Origin of the sequence: Pseudoalteromonas sp. PS1M3, assembly GCF_016865405.1 — a bacterium.
Lineage (GTDB): Bacteria > Pseudomonadota > Gammaproteobacteria > Enterobacterales > Alteromonadaceae > Pseudoalteromonas > Pseudoalteromonas marina.
Map to the genome: position 1 here is coordinate 2,641,562 of NZ_AP022624.1, position 18,446 is coordinate 2,660,007.

Annotated in this window: 12 protein-coding genes; 5 read left to right on the forward strand and 7 right to left on the reverse strand. The window is 40.4% G+C overall.

From position 1 onward, the window contains the following. Window positions 1–148: 148 nt before the first annotated feature. A complete protein-coding gene (locus PS1M3_RS12285; protein ID WP_203984527.1) occupies window positions 149–1,126 on the reverse strand; it encodes a DNA topoisomerase IB in 978 nt (325 codons plus the stop codon). A gap of 188 nt (window positions 1,127–1,314) precedes the next feature. Between PS1M3_RS12285 and PS1M3_RS12290 the strand changes: the two genes are divergently transcribed. Beyond that, the gene (locus tag PS1M3_RS12290; protein WP_138740261.1) at window positions 1,315–3,201 is read left to right on the forward strand and encodes a hypothetical protein; all 1,887 of its coding nucleotides are present in this window, start codon (window positions 1,315–1,317) and stop codon (window positions 3,199–3,201) included. A gap of 197 nt (window positions 3,202–3,398) precedes the next feature. Next, a complete protein-coding gene (purU, locus tag PS1M3_RS12295; protein ID WP_010555843.1) occupies window positions 3,399–4,229 on the forward strand; it encodes a formyltetrahydrofolate deformylase in 831 nt (276 codons plus the stop codon). A gap of 89 nt (window positions 4,230–4,318) precedes the next feature. Here purU and PS1M3_RS12300 read toward each other — a convergent pair whose 3' ends face one another. The 3 genes from PS1M3_RS12300 to acs form a co-directional block, all read right to left on the reverse strand. Beyond that, on the reverse strand, window positions 4,319–5,908 hold the full coding sequence (locus PS1M3_RS12300) for an AbgT family transporter (RefSeq protein ID WP_138740260.1): 1,590 nt from the start codon (window positions 5,906–5,908) through the stop codon (window positions 4,319–4,321). Between the two features lie 370 nt (window positions 5,909–6,278). Continuing rightward, the gene (locus tag PS1M3_RS12305; protein ID WP_006791970.1) at window positions 6,279–6,932 is read right to left on the reverse strand and encodes a response regulator transcription factor; all 654 of its coding nucleotides are present in this window, start codon (window positions 6,930–6,932) and stop codon (window positions 6,279–6,281) included. Window positions 6,933–7,027: 95 nt separating this feature from the next. Then, a complete protein-coding gene (acs, locus tag PS1M3_RS12310; RefSeq protein ID WP_138740259.1) occupies window positions 7,028–8,968 on the reverse strand; it encodes an acetate--CoA ligase in 1,941 nt (646 codons plus the stop codon). A 417-nt stretch (window positions 8,969–9,385) separates the two neighbouring features. On the opposite strand from acs, the gene PS1M3_RS12315 reads away from it, so the two are divergent. Further along, window positions 9,386–10,546, forward strand: a complete 1,161-nt coding sequence (locus tag PS1M3_RS12315; RefSeq protein WP_138740258.1) for a DcaP family trimeric outer membrane transporter — start codon at window positions 9,386–9,388, stop codon at window positions 10,544–10,546. Window positions 10,547–10,781: 235 nt separating this feature from the next. Next, on the forward strand, window positions 10,782–12,905 hold the full coding sequence (locus PS1M3_RS12320; RefSeq protein WP_138740257.1) for a TonB-dependent siderophore receptor: 2,124 nt from the start codon (window positions 10,782–10,784) through the stop codon (window positions 12,903–12,905). Between the two features lie 263 nt (window positions 12,906–13,168). Here the strand turns inward: PS1M3_RS12320 and recA are convergent, their stop codons facing one another. After that, window positions 13,169–14,212: a recombinase RecA gene (gene recA, locus PS1M3_RS12325; protein WP_058403019.1), complete on the reverse strand. Its 1,044-nt coding sequence runs from the start codon at window positions 14,210–14,212 to the stop codon at window positions 13,169–13,171. A 65-nt stretch (window positions 14,213–14,277) separates the two neighbouring features. After that, on the reverse strand, window positions 14,278–14,769 hold the full coding sequence (locus PS1M3_RS12330) for a CinA family protein (protein WP_008128472.1): 492 nt from the start codon (window positions 14,767–14,769) through the stop codon (window positions 14,278–14,280). A 21-nt stretch (window positions 14,770–14,790) separates the two neighbouring features. Between PS1M3_RS12330 and mutS the strand changes: the two genes are divergently transcribed. After that, window positions 14,791–17,373, forward strand: a complete 2,583-nt coding sequence (mutS, locus tag PS1M3_RS12335) for a DNA mismatch repair protein MutS (RefSeq protein ID WP_203984534.1) — start codon at window positions 14,791–14,793, stop codon at window positions 17,371–17,373. Window positions 17,374–17,441: 68 nt separating this feature from the next. Here the strand turns inward: mutS and rpoS are convergent, their stop codons facing one another. Next, window positions 17,442–18,416 (reverse strand): RNA polymerase sigma factor RpoS, encoded by a 975-nt coding sequence (rpoS, locus tag PS1M3_RS12340; RefSeq protein WP_006791963.1) that lies wholly within the window; start codon window positions 18,414–18,416, stop codon window positions 17,442–17,444. Window positions 18,417–18,446 lie beyond the last annotated feature (30 nt).

The window sequence follows — 18,446 nt, forward strand, 5'->3', positions numbered from 1 at the left end:
CGAGAGTTGCAACGTCGGTGCCAAAAACAAACTCAACACTAAGACATTGAAAAGGTTAGATTTATTAAAATAAAATCATTTCATTTAAGTTACAATACAAACTACTTGTGTAATAAATATACTCAAGTGTGTAAAGTTGCTATGTCGATTAATCGCTTAAAAACGCTAAAAAACCACGTTCGTATCTGCTTAAATACTTAGTCTTGCGAGGTAACGTAAGTGACTCACGCCACGCATTTTGAGCTGCTTCATCTTCTTTACACAGTGTAATTAAATCAGGGTGAACATAAGATTTGCGTGCTATTGCTGGGGTATTACCTAATTGCTGAGATACACAACCGAGCATGCTTTTTAAGGTAAGTACGCCTTTGGCTTTAGCTAGCTGCTTAAAAGCAATAACGCTTGCTCGCCAGGTTCTAAAATGTTTTGCACTAAACTCCTCCCCCATTATGTGCTGTATATATTGGTTTATTTCGCTCGATGTTACGTTAGTGCGCTCACCTTCACTTATATACTGAAATAGATGTTGCCCAGGTAAATCTTGTAAGTCTTTAATTACATGGCTTAGTACTCTGTCAGTAATGTTGACCTCACGCTCTTTTCCAGATTTAGCTCGGTATTTTAACTGAATATTTTTCCCAGTCAGCTTTGCGTGTCGGGTGCGTAAGGTTGTAGCGCCAAAGCTTTTGTTTTGTTTTACGTTTCGCTCGTCACCGACTCTAAGTGCCCCTAAGTCCATAAGCCTAACTACCGCCGCTAATGTACGCTCTACATTTAACTCACTGCCTTGTAAGTCTGACTCCAAGCGAGCTCTTAATAAAGGAAGTTTATGGCCAAATACACCACAGGCTTGGTATTTTTTGGCTTCTTGCTGGGCTCTAAACTCTGGGTGGTATCGGTATTGTTTTCTCCCTTTACTGTCAAATCCTGTCGCTAAAATATGTCCGTTTTCTTCGGGGCAAAACCATGCGCTTTTATACGCAGGCGGAAATGCTAAGCCATTCAAACGCTCAATAACCGCTTCATCTTTTATTACTTTGCCAATAGGATCGAAATACTGCCATTGCTTGTTTTTAAGCTTTCGAGTGATACCAGGTAAATTATCATCCACATAAATTAACTTCATAATCACTGCACTCCGTTTTGATCAATGACAGCCTATAAAACATTTAAACTAACATATTCAAATAACCTTAAACTGAACACTATTATTGATATACAATCAAAAATTAAGCAATAATGTCTTAATGCATGCATTATTTTAGCTATGCTGATATTCCCTTTTTAAGGTTTACTATTTATAAGGAGCATTTGATGGCTTTTGATTACGGATCAATAGATCTTGGACTAAAAAACCCTTTCAAACTGGAAGGTAAAGTAAAAGCAATAAGAGGGCTTATTGAATCTGTTGTTGGCATCAGCTTGCTTGTTATCGCGTCTAGCTCTGTAAAAGAAGATGCAACAGCAGGTTGGATCTTAATGATATTTGGCATGTTAATACTCGCCCTAGGAATTCGGACTTTATCGGGTGGTATTTATGCAACGCTTAAGTACTTCGTAGGTAGAAACCACCCGACATCGTTGGCGTTTAATTTTAGTAAGTCACAAACCTCAACTGCACAAGAAGAAAAAAACGAAGTAGCCTACACTGCGCAAACATTAGAAGAAATGCTTGTTGGTCGCAAAAACAGTACTTTTAAAGAACCGAATGGCTTTTTATCGCGTTTGCTACATAGTTTAGTACCAAAACTATTATTTTTACCCTACCCAATACGTAATGTTGCCCAACGTTTATTTGGCTCATGGATAAGCACACTGGTTGCTCTTATCGCTTACGCATTGGTCGCCTTTGTGTCACTGTCTGGTTTTACCGGTGAAGCTGGCGAACTAGCTTTTCCAATATATAGTGCCATATTAATGTTTTATGTGCTGTTTTCTTGGCGCTCTTCTGGCAAACCTATTTCACGTAATGCAGAAAAGAATATTGAAGCCTTAGGTACTGGTGCTCTTGCTAAAATCATTTCTTTATCCTTTATATTGCCCATTGCTATAGGCCTGTCTATGTCGTGGATAATGCAGGAACAGCGCATAAGCAAACAACAAATAGACAATTGGCTTGAGCAATTACCCAACCTTAACGCGGGCCTCTATTTAACTGCCATTATTATTTTAGCTGCACTTAGTTGTGCACTTGTTTTTGTGATGATTAAAGCGCGTTTAAACGAAGTGACACCAAGCGCTGAAGTATCAGAACTACGTGAAAACTGGCAAGAGTCTGTTCATCCAGATGAAATTTTTATAAATCTTGATAACTTAGTAATGGCTAATCGCCGTTATAAAGAAGTACCTAATAGGGTTTATCGTGAGCTAGATCCTAAACTACAAGAGCAAATTGAAGGAAAAGGCGGGTTTAAAGGCGAAATGATTCAAGAGATTCAGCCTAAACTACACACAATGGATTTAGGTAAGCACTTTAACCTTTCTCGTTTAGTTGCGTTAATTAGTGGTAACTTACTCTACATTGTAGCTCTTACCTTTACTGTGTTGCTTGCTTACTCTTTTATTAATATTTACCACTATATTGATGCAGCAAATATAAATAACATTGAGCAAGCGTTTAATAATCAAAATATTATTGAGTTTAGCGAGCTGTTAATGGCAAGTGTTCATTTATTGCTTATCGGCATATTAGTTAAAGCATTTGCTCAGCTGCTGAGCAATAGTGCCCATTTATTTTTTGCTGAAATGCAATTTGAATCTTTACTCGTGTACTTCAAGTGCGAGGGCACATTTACTGAGTCAAAAATATCAACGGGCACCGGTATTCATGATAGCACACGCTCGGAAAATACCTTGGTACGTAGCAGCATAACGCCTTGGGTGATTGTTTCGCGCATTGTTTCTACAACCTTTGCAGCTACAGGCATGAAAAACCTCGAGCATCCTCGACATATTATGGAAATGCACAAAGATGAAGGTCAATTACAAGCAATCAAAAAAGATGTAATTGCATTTTTGAAAGATCGAGAATCAATTGCCTCTATCACTAGCGAACGCGATTTAGGCAATGCATCTCAACTGCACCAGTTAAACCAGCAAACACGGGCTATGCCTATGCAGCTTACTCTAACTAAAGACGATGAAGAAGCCGCTGGCTTTTTACGTCAAGAAGACGACTTGGCGTCTGAGCCAAAAAAATAGCATTTTCAGATAAATGCCACCTGTATAATTGGGTGGCATTTTTTATTTACCTAAATATGACCCACCGCTATGTAACGTCTAAATTAAACTAAAAGCGTGCAATAACATGATTAATATTTGATTAGCCCACAAAGCCCTTGCTTTATGTTTTAAAACACAAATAATGAAACATTAATCACAGGGTAAGAATGAGGAAAATGAGTTACATACTAACCACCCAATGTGCCGACGATGTGGGCTTAATTGCTAAAATCACCGGGCTTTGTCATCAAAATAACTTGAACATTACTCGGAATAACGAATTTGTAGACAAAGACGCCAAACGTTTCTTTATGCGCACTGAGCTGACGGGGCAACCACAAAGTGACTTTTTAGAGCAGCTACGCGCTTTATTACCTGAAGGCGCCAAACTTGCATTGCACGACGATGCAAAAACTAAAGTGGTGCTGCTTGCCACCAAAGAAGCACACTGCTTAGGTGGTATGCTATTAAAACAGTTTGAGCAAACACTTAATATTGAAGTGCTCGCTGTTATTGCTAACTACCCTGATTTAGAACCACTTGCGAAAGGATTTGGTGTGCCATTTCATGTGGTATCGCATGTTGGGCTAAGCCGAAGTGAACATGACCAACAAGTAGGCGATTTAATTGCTAGTTATAACCCAGATATAATTGGTTTAGCCAAATATATGCGTATTTTAAGCCCTGAATTTGTAGGCCGGTTTGACGGTAAAATCATTAATATACACCACTCTTTTTTACCTGCATTTATTGGTGCAAAGCCGTACCACCAGGCATTTGAGCGCGGCGTAAAAATTATTGGTGCCACGGCTCACTTTGTAAATAATGAATTAGATGAAGGCCCAATTATTTTGCAAGACGTGACAAGTGTTACGCATGCTAACACGGCTGAAATGATGGCAAAAATGGGTAAAGACGTTGAAAAAACAGTTTTTTGTAAAGCGTTGCAACTCGCTTCAGAGCACAAGCTATTTATAAATGGTAATAAAACCGTGGTGTTTAGCTAGGACGCGTTAACCTTTGTGGTTATATCACGCTCATTTGCTAAAAAAAGCCAGCTAAGCTGGCTTTTTTATTGTTCGCGTAAAATAAGTAATTACGGTGTGTAATACGTAGGAGACTCAGGCCCTACAGGCATACCCAGTAAAAATACCCACACATAAAACAAAATGACCCAGCCAATAAAAAATATAATGCTGTATGGCAGCATGGTGGCAACCAGCGTACCTATACCCATGTCTTTTTTATACTTAACAGCCACAGCAAGGATTAAACCAAAGTAACTCATCATCGGGGTTATTAAGTTTGTTACCGAGTCACCAATACGGTAAGCCGCTTGAATAGTTTCTGGCGCGTAACCGATTAGCATAAGCATAGGAACAAAAATAGGCGCTGTAATCGCCCATTGCGCTGACGACGAGCCTAAGCTTAGGTTTACTAGTGCACACATTAAAATAAACAATACAAATACTTCAGGGCCTGTCAGGTTTAAAGCTTGTAAAAGCGCCGCACCATTTATAGCTAAAATAGTGCCTAAATTAGTCCACTTAAAGAATGCTACAAACTGAGCCGCAAAAAATACCAAAACAATATATAACCCCATCGAGCTCATACTTTTACTCATGGCGTTAATAACATCCTTATCGTTTTTCATAGTGCCAACAACACGACCATATACAAAACCAGGAATACTAAATGTCACAAAAATAATAACCACAATCCCTTTTAAAAAAGGAGAGCCCGCAACTTCACCGGTTGCAGGGTTTCGTAAAATGCCATCGTCAGGAACGATGGTCCATGCAAGTAATAAAGAAACTGCGAGTAAAGAAATGCCAGCCCACTTTAAACCTGACTTTTCTTTTTGGGTAAGGGTATCGATGCTGTTTTGCGACAGATCAATACCGGCTTCGTCTGGGTTATATTTACCTAAACGTGGCTCAACTATTTTTTCAGTCACCAAAGTACCTAGTACTGAAATTAATAGCACCGATATCATCATAAAATACCAGTTTGCCTCTGCGCCAACAACATAGGTTGGATCGATCATTTGAGCCGCTGGAGTTGTAATACCAGCAAGAAGTGGGTCAATAGTTCCTAATAATAAGTTAGCACTATAGCCACCCGACACGCCTGCAAATGCAGCGGCAAGGCCAGCTAAAGGATGACGTCCTAAACTGTGAAAAATCATCGCTGCGAGTGGAATTAAAACCACATAACCTAGCTCTGAGGCGGTATTAGACATAATAGCGGCAAACACCACCATAAACGTAACTAAACGTTTAGAAGCGCCCATTACCATGCCTCGCATGGCTGCAGAGAGCAAACCCGAGTGCTCAGCAACGCTTACACCAAGTAGTGCAACCAACACGGTACCTAAGGGTGCAAACCCCGTAAAGTTAGTGACAAGCCCAGCCATAATGCGCTGTAAACCTTCAGCGCTTAATAAGCTTACGACTTCAATAACGCCATCAGCGTCGCGCCCTGGCGCACCTACCGGGCGAGGGTCTATCGCACTTAATCCAAACCAATCTGCAATACCGCTAAACACAACAATTGCCACTGCAAATATTGCAAATAGTGTAATTGGATGAGGCAGCATATTGCCTAAAAATTCGACGGTGGCTAAAAACCGATTAAACAACCCCTTATTTGGGTTGTTGCTAGGTGTGTGTGTGGAGTCTGTCATACCCTGCTCTTAAAGTTATAAAATTGCCGTAACCTAGCATTATTTGTAATTTAGATCATGTATAAAAGGTGAATGGGTTGTGAGTAAAGTTAGATAACACAAAAGCAGGAATATTTTGACCTTTTGTAATTAATTACGCCGTTTAATGTTAGACAAAACAAAAGGGATAGGTATTAGGCGTGTTTTTCATAAGTGAAAGATAAAAAAGCATAAATGCCAAGCAGACGCTGCCTAAAGGACTTAACCTACGCCTGCCCAAAATTAAATGCGTTTCAAAGCATAGCCGTCAATATGCCCTTGCGCTAAAATGCCAATTCAAAATAGCGGGTAAAATATAACGGTAATAAATCGCTTCAAAGCACTTAAACCATTATTGAGCTGGCTCAATAGGCTCTAGTTGAAGTTTAGCAGCGATCAATACGGCTTGAGTGCGGTTATAGACACCGAGCTTTCTAAAAATTGCGGTAATGTGTGCTTTTACTGTTGCTTCTGAAATATGCAACTCATAAGCAATTTGCTTATTGAGTAATCCTTCATGCAAATATTGTAAAACGCGGTATTGCTGAGGTGTAAGAGAAGCGACTTGCGCTGCAATTTCTCTGTCTTCACCTTCGATTTCGGCTACTTTGTTTTTAAGCTCTTTTGGCAGCCATGTATCACCTTCAAGTATTTGGTTAATTGCATTGGCAATATCGTCCGATGACGATGATTTGGGAATGAACCCCATAGCACCGTAACCCATGACTTTAGAAACAATATTAACGTCTTCACTGCCTGAAACCACAGCAATCGGTAAACTTGGGTACTCTTCTCGGATACGAATAAGACCATACAAATCACCATTACCTGGCATGTGAAGGTCTAGCAGTAATATATCAAGATCTTCTTGCTCGCTTAGCACTTGCAATGTGCTATCAAAATCTGACGACTCGAACACTTCTAGCCCTTCAAATTTTGCGCTCAGTGCGCCCTTTAGTGCTTCACGAAATAACGGATGATCGTCCGCTATTAAAAACTGACTCATGGTTCACTCCTAAAAATTCGGCTGATACTTATTACTAAGTAACAGCCGATATACTACGTTTAGAATTAACTTGTAATCAAGCTTTTAACGCGTATTTATCGATTTAATCGATTATCGATAAGTTCATCCACTACCGACGGATCTGCAAGGGTTGACGTATCACCCAATTGCTCGTGCTCATTGGCAGCAATTTTGCGCAAAATTCGACGCATTATTTTACCTGAGCGTGTTTTAGGTAAACCCGGAGACCATTGAATCATATCTGGAGAAGCTATTGGGCTGAGCTCTTTACGAACCCAATTACGAACCGCTGTTGTAAGCTCATCACTCACCGTCACCCCTTCGTTAGGCGTAATATAAACATAAATGCCTTGGCCTTTAATATTATGCGGGTAACCTACTACAGCAGCCTCTGCCACAGCTTCATGAGCAACTAATGCGCTTTCTATTTCAGCAGTGCCTAAACGATGCCCCGATACATTGAGTACATCATCAACACGCCCTGTTATCCAGTAGTAGCTATCTTCATCACGACGACAACCATCACCGGTAAAGTAAACGCCAGGGTATGCACTAAAGTAAGTTTGTTCAAAACGCTCATGATCGCCATAAACAGTACGCGCTTGTGATGGCCAGCTATCTAAAATAACTAAATTACCGTCAACCGCACCCTCTAGTGTATTTCCCTCTGCATCATAAAGTGCCGGAGCAATACCAAAAAAAGGATGGGTTGCAGAACCCGGCTTCGTGTCTGTAGCACCAGGTAGTGGCGTGATCATAATGCCACCTGTTTCTGTTTGCCACCAGGTATCCACAATTGGGCAATTAGACTTACCTATACTCTCGTAGTACCAATTCCATGCTTCTGGGTTAATTGGCTCACCTACGGAACCCAAAATACGTAAACTATCGCGATTTGAAGTTGCGGTAGGCTCATCACCTTTGGCCATTAATGCTCGAATCGCTGTAGGCGCAGTATATAAAATAGTGACACCATGCTTATCAACTACCTCACCCATTCTTCCTGCGCTTGGGTATGTAGGTACGCCTTCAAATACAACTTGTGTACAGCCATTCACCAGCGGTCCGTATGCAATATAACTGTGCCCAGTGATCCAACCTACATCGGCACTACACCAATACACATCATCATCTTGTAAATCAAATACGTACTCGTGAGTCATTGACGCATAAACTAAGTAACCGCCAGTTGTGTGTACAACCCCTTTAGGCTGACCCGTAGAACCCGAGGTATACAGAATAAACAGCGGGTCTTCAGCATTCATGTGTTCAGGTTCGCACTCTGGCGCTTCATCAGCAACTAAGTCATGCCACCAAATATCATGGCTATGCCAATCAACATCGCCAGAGGTCAGTTTATGAACAACTACGTGCTCAACGGTAGTTACCGAATCTTGTAACACCGCTTCATCTACATTGGCTTTAAGCGGTACACAGTTACCGGCGCGTCGACCTTCATCTGATGTGATCACCACCTTAGCGCCTGAATCATTAATGCGATCTGCAATAGCCGATGGTGAAAAGCCACCGAATATAACAGAATGAATCGCACCTATACGGGCACAAGCTTGCATTGCATAAATAGCTTGTGGGCTCATTGGCATATAAATGGCAACACGGTCACCTTTTTTTACACCCAATTTTTTTAAGCCATTGGCAAATTTAGCGACTTCGTCATGTAATTGTTGGTAGGTAATATTTTCACTTTGCGAAGGATCATCGCCTTCCCAAATAAGCGCTACTTTATCTGCTTTTGTTTTTAAGTGGCGGTCGATACAGTTGTAAGATGCATTAAGGTAGCCATCTTCATACCATTTGATATTAATATGGCCTTTATCAAATGAAGTGTTTTTTACTTTTGAATAAGGAGTAAACCAGTCAAGACGCTTACCGTGCTCAGCCCAAAACCCTTCAGGGTCTTCTACAGACTGTTTATACATCGTATTATATTTTTCATTATCGACGAGCGCTGCGTTTTTAATATGCGCAGGAACTGGATAGATACTTTGTGACATATTAGTCTCCAATTTATATTACTTGCCTTAGGCTTTTCATCAAGGATTACTCAGCAGTGCACTATTAAATATTAGACATTAGTTGTATCTGAGTTCAAACAACGATTATCTTATCTATAATCCTCATGGCTACACCCTATTTACATAAAAAACATACTATTAAATAAAAGTATATGAACACTCAATAATTATTAAACCTTAGTCTAATAGACTAATAGTTGATTGAGTAAATTGTGTACATATACAACAGTAGCTTGAATATTTAAAAACTTTGATTGTTTATTAATAATTCGTATTTACTAACAAATTAGATTAAAGATAATTAAATTCAATCTGTTAGTACTATATAAGTAACACACATTAATACATATCATAAGCAAACAACATACAACAAGTAGCCTATAAAAGGACGCAACAATGAAATTTACTCCAATTAAAACACTGGCAGCTAGTGCTGTACTATGTGCACTTTCTAGCACAGCTTATGCTGCAAAAATAGGTGATACAGAATTTACCTACGGTGGATACATTAAACTCGACGCAATGTGGAGTGACTACTCAGCAGGCGCTCCTGCGGGCACCAGTGTTGGCCGTGATTTTTATGTGCCAAGTACACTAACCGTTGGTAACGATAATAGTTCAGACGCCGTATTTGATATGCACGCTCGTGAGTCACGTTTTAATTTTGGAACTGCTACCTTATTAGATAACGGTAAAACGGTTAAAACTAAAATAGAGCTAGACTTTTTATTGTCAGCTCCTGGCGGCAACGAGCGTGTGTCTAATTCATACTCTCCGCGCATTCGCCATGCATTTATCTCATATGATGGCTGGTTATTTGGTCAAACATGGTCAAACTTTCAAAACGTAGGCGCTCTTCCTGAAACGTTAGACTTTGTAGGCCCAGCTGAAGGCACAGTGTTTGTTCGCCAAGCTCAAATTAAATACACAACAGGTGCGTGGTCTTTCTCATTAGAAAACCCTGAAAGCACAATCACAACAACAGGCGGAGCACGCGTTGCAACTGATGATGCTTCGCTTCCTGATTTTACCGCACGATACACACACAAAGCAGACTGGGGTAACCTTGTTGTAACCGCACTTGCTCGCCAATTAACGTATAAAGTGGGCGGTATTGATGCTGATGAAACGTCATTTGGCGTAAGTGCATCGGGTATGTTTAAAGTAGGCGACGACAACATCAAATTTATGCTCACACAAGGTAAAGGTTTAGGCCGATATGTAGGTTTAAATGTTGCTCATGGTGCCGTACTCAATGGTGATGAGTTAGATGCAATCGACTCAACGTCTGGCTTTGTTGCTTATCAGCATAAATGGAGCAGCCAATGGCGTTCAACATTCCTTTACTCATTCTTTTCAGCTGACAACAACACTGATTTGTTGAGCATTTCAGGTGACCCTACTGAATCAACGCAAAGCTATAGCGCAAATATTTTATACTCTCCGGTTAAACGCCTAACGTTTGGTGCAGAGTTAAAACATGCTGAGAGAGAAACTCAGAGCGGTATTGATGGTGATTTAGACCGCTTACAATTCTCTGTTAAATACGCTTTTTAAATTAAAGTCTACTCCATAAATTAAGCGGCTTAGGCCGCTTTTTTTTATGCGTATAACTTTAAATTTGGTTAATAAACCTCTTAATTAAACCCTACATAATTTTAAAATAAACCTAAGGGTATTAATTAAGCTGGCCCAAATTAGTTAAAAGATAAACAAACCACAACAATGCAATTGCAAATCAATATCATTTAGATTAGCATAAGTTCCAATTTTTTAACGAACTGGAACCGATATGTCGTCCCCTACTATTTTGCGTTTGTCTAAACTAAGCATTGTTACTTCTTTAATTTTATCTGGAAATACGTTTGCGCAGGAGTTAAAAACTAACAACGAGTCATTAGAGAAAATAGCCGTATATGGCCAGCATCATAAAAACTACATTACCGAAGATGCGCAGTCTGCAACTAAATTAGGCCTTTCAATAAAAGAAACCCCACAAAGTATTTCGGTTGTTTCGCGCGCATTAATGGACGATTTTTCGTTAGATGATATTAACTCCGTTCTTGAAAGCACACCCGGTGTAACGGTGGAGCAAATAGAAACAGATCGGACTTACTTTAAAGCCCGTGGATTTGAAATCACAAACTTTCAAGTAGATGGCTTGGGTATTCCACAAAGTTCGGGGTCAATTCAAGGCTCATTAGATACCTCTATTTACGACCGTGTTGAAATTGTTCGTGGGGCTAACGGTTTAATGACCGGTGCAGGAAACCCTTCTGCAACAGTGAACATGGTACTTAAAAAACCGACCTACATAACACAAGCGCATGCATCTGTATCTTATGGCTCATGGAATAACAAACGACTAGAGGTTGATGTTTCGACTCCAATAAACGATGAGCACGCTGTACGCGCGGTATTTACTAAGCATAAAGCAGAATCTTACTTGGACCGTTACGAAACTGACAAAACAATAGGTTACTTAGCCTATGAAGGTAAATTAACAGATGATACAACGCTAAGTCTCAACTACGTTAATCAACAAAAAGATGCCGATAGTCCTCTTTGGGGAGCATTACCCCTTTACTACACTGATGGCTCAGCCACTGATTACGATGCATCTACTAGTACTGCATCAGATTGGTCATACTGGGACAACAGTGCTGAACAGGTTTATGTAACGCTTGAGCAAAACTTATCAGCAACTTGGGTAGCAACCGCCCGTTATGCACATATTGAAAACGAGCAAGATTCAGAGCTTTTTTATGTTTATGGCACACCCGATAGAGAAACAGGCCTAGGTCTTACTGGTTACGCAAGCCGTTATGATTACGAGGATAAACACGACCTGTTTGATTTATACGCTAGTGGTAAGTTTGATTTATTTGGTCAAGAGCACGACCTATCATTTGGTGTAAGCCAAGCAAACATGGATTATAACGAGCAGTCACTATACGATTACACAACGGGTAATGGGTTTCCTGCCATGCCATCGCTTGATACATGGAATGGCGTAGCGCCAGAAGCAACACTTGCAGATGGTTTAAACGGCAGTGATATTGAAAACAAGCAGCAATCTGCTTATATATCTACTCGCATAAAACTTAGTGACCCACTAAGTGTGCTTGCAGGTGTTCGTTACACCGACTGGGAAACAAAAGGCACTGCATATGGGGTAGTACAAACACGAGATGACAGTGAAGTTATTCCTTATATAGGTGCGGTTTACGACTTTACTGAGTCACTTTCGGCTTATGCAAGCTACACCGAAACGTTCGTGCCACAAAACGAACTTGATATAAACGCAGAACAACTTGCGCCAATTACAGGTAAAAGTAGTGAAATAGGTTTAAAAGCACAGCTTTTAGACGATCAAGTGTTTTTAACTTTAGCGTATTTTGATGCTAAGCAAGAAGGGCTTGCAGTCGCACTTCCTGATTCACTACCAAGTGATACACGCTACTACGGTGCCGAAGGTATTAACAGCGACGGCTTTGAAATAGAACTAAGTGGGAAACTTACCGAAGACTTAAGTGCAAGCATAAGCTTTAGTAACCTAAGCATTGAAGGTGATGATTTAGTAAAAGACTACACCCCCGAGAACCAATTAAAAATGGCCGCTACTTACCAAGTACCGCTTGTTGAGGGTTTAACATTTGGTGCAAACTACCGCTGGCAAGATTCCGTTAGCCGAGTGCAAGTATCAGATCCAACGGGGGCAGCGCTTGTAACAACAAACCAAGGTGCTTACGGTATTCTTGATTTAATGGCTAACTACAAAATCACTCAAAACGTAGGGGTTACTTTCAACATTAATAACACCACTGACGAAAAATACTTACATAGCCTATATTGGGCGCAAGGTTACTATGGCGCGCCACGCAACTACGCCCTATCAATTAATTGGCAGTTATAAAGCAAATTAAACGTCTTTATATAACTTAATTTAAACGACACATACTCTGTGTCGTTTTTTTAATTTGTAATAGCACCCGCAATAATAATTTAGGAAATCAACCTAATGCTATTTAGACTTCCTTTCGCAAAAATAGCTCAGCTAGTTAAGCGAATCGTTATTATTGACTTAATAGATGTTTAAACATAAAAAAACGCTAACCATTACTGGTTAGCGTTTTTATAAAGCTCGGGTCAAATCAAGCTTAGAGAACATTGTAAAGCTTAAAGGTCGCCTTCATCACCTAGTACATCTTCACCGTCTTCTGGCTCAATTGTCGCTTTAAGCAATAACATATCGCGTAGTTTGCCTTCAATTTCGTTTGCAATTTCTACGTTTTCTTTTAAGAATTTAATTGAATTGTTTTTACCTTGGCCTACCTTGTTACCATTGTAGCTGTACCAAGCACCTGCTTTTTCAACAATTTTGTGCTTAACACCTAAATCAATTAGCTCGCCTTGCTTAGAAATACCTTCACCATACATGATGATAAATTCGGCTTGTTTAAACGGAGGCGCTACTTTGTTTTTAACAATTTTAACGCGCGTTTCGTTACCAACAACTTCATCACCTTCTTTCACCGAACCAATACGACGAATATCAATACGAACTGATGCGTAAAACTTAAGCGCGTTACCACCGGTTGTTGTTTCTGGGTTACCAAACATTACACCAATTTTCATACGAATTTGGTTAATGAAAATACATAATGTATTTGAACGTTTAATATTACCCGTAAGCTTACGTAATGCTTGCGACATTAAACGTGCTTGTAAGCCCATGTGCGAGTCGCCCATGTCGCCTTCAATTTCAGCTTTAGGTGTTAGGGCTGCAACTGAATCGACAATCACAACATCTACAGCACTTGAACGCACTAACATGTCACAAATTTCTAACGCTTGCTCACCCGTATCTGGTTGAGAAACTAACAGCTCATCAATGTTAACACCTAGCTTTTGAGCGTATACAGGATCTAGAGCATGCTCAGCATCAACAAAGGCACATGTTTTACCTTCTTTTTGAGCTTGTGCGATAACTTGCAAAGTCAGTGTTGTTTTACCTGAAGATTCAGGACCATATACTTCAACAATACGACCCATTGGTAAACCGCCTATGCCTAAAGCAATGTCGATCCCTAATGAACCTGTAGATACTGCATCAATGTTCAGGGCTTTATTGTCGCCCAGCTTCATGATTGAACCTTTACCAAATTGACGCTCAATTTGTGATAGTGCAGCGTCTAACGCTTTTTGTTTGTTATCGTTCATTTTGTTCTCCAAATCCGGCTAATGCGAACAAGTATACTGTATGAAACCACAGTATCAAGCGAAATTTATAAATTTATCTTTTCAATTGTATTTTTTAATGCAAATTCAATAGCCTGCATTCTAACTTGGGCTCTATCACCACTAAATATTTGCTTAAATGTAAATTGTTTATCTGCAAATTGTAGGCAAAACCATACAAAACCCACTGGCTTATCTTGTGTTGCTCCACCCGGCCCTGCTATCCCCGATATAGCAATAGCAACGTCAACATTGGCAAGATTTTTTGCCCCCAACGCCATTTCTTTTACGGTTTGCTCGCTCACAGCACCATACTGCTCTAACGTACTCGTCGCTACATTGAGTAGTTCGTGCTTTGCCTCATTGCTATAAGTAACAAATGCACGCCCTAAATAGCGCGAGCTGCCAGGTGTGTCTGTTAGTGCATAACTCACCCCGCCACCCGTGCATGATTCAGCAGTAGTGATCCATAAGCATTTATCCGTTAAAATAACACCTAATTTCGCAGCAAGTGTTTTAATCTCTTGATGTAATTCCATATTCAGCCTTTGGGTAAATACATGTCGTTTGATCTTTTTGCACCACACACTATAAAACAACAAACCCCTATGATGCAGCAGTATCTAAAAATAAAATCAGAGCATCGCGATATTTTATTGTTTTATCGTATGGGTGATTTTTATGAGCTTTTCTTTGACGACGCAAAACGTGCAGCTCAATTGCTCGATATTTCGCAAACTCAACGCGGCAAAGCCGGTGGCGACCCAATTCCTATGGCAGGTGTGCCTTATCATGCCGTAGAAAACTACCTAGCGCGTTTGGTACAAATGGGCGAATCAGTTGCTATTTGTGAACAAGTTGGCGACCCCGCAACCAGTAAAGGCCCTGTTGAACGAAAAGTAGTGCGCATTGTAACACCGGGCACTATTTCAGATGAGGCGCTTCTTCAGGAACGACAAGACAACTTACTGACCAGTCTTTGGCAAAATAAAAAAGGCCAATACGGTGTTGCGTATCTTGATATAAATTCTGGGCGTTTTAACGTTGTAGAAGTCAATACTGACGAAGCGTTAAGCTCAACGCTACAACGTTTATCGCCAGCAGAACTGCTTTATAGCGAAAATTTTGAAAACACCCATCTAATCGAACATATTAAAGGCGCTCGTCGTCGCCCTGAATGGGAGTTCGACTTAGATACGGCTCAGCACTTATTATGCGATCAATTTGGAACAAAAGATTTAGTTGGATTTGGTGTAGAAAAAGCTCACTCAGCGCTCGTAGCTGCGGGCTGTTTAATGCAATACGTGAAAGATACACAGCGCATTGCTTTGCCTCATATTCGCGCCATTACACTTGAGCATAACGAACACGCTGTTATATTAGATGCCGCTACCCGTAAAAATTTAGAACTAACGGTTAATCTATCGGGCGGATTTGAAAACACGCTTGCACAAGTACTTGATAAAACAGCCACGGCAATGGGCTCACGCTTATTAAAACGCCGCATTCATACACCTGTTCGAAATAAAGACGAGTTGAACTCTCGTCTAAATGCTATTAGCGCAATTTTAGACGTACAACTATGTGGCGAATTACACGAATCATTAAAAGAGATTGGTGATATAGAACGTGTAATAGCCCGTTTAGCATTATGTACTGCACGCCCAAGAGACTTAACGCGCTTACGCAGTGCACTACAAGCACTTGCACCCCTGCATAATTTATTAAGTGATGCGAGCGACCCACGCATTACAAGTATTATCAAACACTCGCCTGAATTACCTGAGCTACAAGCATTGCTAGAGCGAGCTGTTATTGATAATCCGCCAGTACTTATTCGTGATGGGGGCGTAATTGCGCCGGGTTATAACAGTGAACTTGATGAATGGCGTAACCTAAGTAAAGGGGCAACTGATGTACTTGAGCAGCTTGAACAACGCGAGCGTGAACGTACAGGCATTAGTACATTAAAAATTGGCTATAACCGAGTACACGGCTTTTTTATAGAAGTGAGCCGCGCTAATTCACATTTAGTACCTGCTGATTATATTCGCCGTCAAACGCTCAAAAATAATGAACGCTATATTATTCCAGAGCTTAAAGAGCATGAAGACAAAGTACTTGGTAGCCAATCAAAAGCACTCGCGCTTGAAAAACAACTATACGAAGAGTTGTTTGAATTTATCGCCCCACACATTGAGCAGCTGCAAATAATGGCAGTAGCGCTTGCTGACTTAGATGTATTAAATAATTTAGCAGAGCGTGCCTTTGCGCTTAATTATGCTAAACCAGAGCTTTGCGACAACGACAACATTAGCATTCAACAAGGCCGTCATCCGGTTGTTGAACAGGTAATGAAAGACCCATTTATTGCAAACCCTGTAGAGCTTAATAGTCAGCGCAAAATGCTGATTATTACCGGTCCAAATATGGGTGGTAAATCAACCTATATGCGCCAAACAGCACTTATTGTATTAATGGCGCACATCGGCTGTTATGTCCCTGCCGATAGCGCAAAAATAGGTAATATCGATCGTATATTTACGCGTATTGGTGCAAGTGATGATTTAGCGTCTGGCCGCTCAACCTTTATGGTTGAAATGACCGAAACCGCCACAATTTTAAATAATGCGACAGCGCAGTCGTTGGTATTAATGGATGAAATTGGACGTGGTACAAGTACCTATGACGGGCTTTCGCTTGCATATGCCACAGCGAATCATTTAGCATCAAAAATATCCGCTAAAACCCTGTTTGCAACTCACTACTTTGAATTAACTGAGCTTGCAGACCAAACGCAGGGCCTTGTAAACGTTCACCTTGATGCAATAGAGCATAACGATACCATTGCATTTATGCATACTGTGCTAGACGGTGCGGCAAGCAAAAGCTTTGGTTTACAAGTGGCTGCGCTGGCTGGTGTGCCTAAAGCGGTAATTACACAAGCTAAACAAAAGCTTAAGTTACTTGAAAATCACCAAAGTGTTACTGCACCTAATGCTGAGCAACACGCATTTTCATTTAATAATGGCGCTGTTATTGAGCCTTCATTAGTGGAAGAACAATTAAGTGCAATTGACCCAGATAACTTATCGCCTCGTCAAGCACACGAATTGCTCTATAAATTAAAAGCGTTGCTTTAACAAAAAATGCCGAAGAATAATTTCTTCGGCATTTTTTATTCAAGCCTTGTAAGGCCTTAAATTTATTATTAAGAAAATTGGTTAAATAAACTATCTGTGCTTAACCCTTCTTGTTGCAAAATATCTTTTAAACGACGTAATGCTTCAACTTGTATTTGTCTTACTCGCTCTCGTGTTAGCCCTATTTCTCTACCTACATCTTCAAGTGTAGATGGCTCATAGCCTAGTAATCCAAACCTACGCGCCAGTACTTCACGTTGCTTAAGGTTTAATTCTCCTAACCAATCAACAATGTGTTTATTAATTTCGGTGTCTTGCACTTCACCTTCAGGGCCGTTGCCTTTTTCGTCAGGTAAAATATCAAGCAGCACGCTGTCGTTTTCGCCACCAATTGGCATATCAACCGACGCTATTTTTTCATTCAAACGTAACATTTTGGTTACGTCTTCCACTGGCTTATCTAGGCATTCAGCTATTTCTTCAGCTGTTGGCTCATGGTCGAGCTTTTGGGTTAGCTCTCGCGCTGTACGTAAGTAAACGTTTAGCTCTTTCACTACGTGGATGGGCAAACGAATAGTGCGTGTTTGGTTCATAATGGCGCGTTCAATTGTTTGACGTATCCACCATGTTGCATAGGTCGAGAATCTAAACCCGCGTTCAGGATCAAACTTTTCAACAGCACGAATTAACCCTAAATTACCTTCTTCAATTAAATCGAGTAGTGCAAGTCCACGGTTATTGTATCTACGTGCAATTTTAACAACTAAACGTAAGTTGCTCTCAATCATACGTTTACGAGAGGCTTCACAGCCTTTGAGGGATTTACGCGCGAAAAATACTTCTTCTTCAGCGCTTAATAATGGAGAGAAGCCTATTTCACCTAAGTAAAGTTGGGTGGCATCTAGGTTTTTAGTCACTTCTTCTTTGGCAAATATGTCTTCGTCATCTACTTTTTCAAGTAGCGGTGTTGCTTCTTCAACGGTGTTTTCATCAAACTTGTCGTCATTGCTGATATTTTTTTCAATCTTTGCTGCGCTAGCCATAAGCCTTCTCCAGAGCAATTATCAATACCT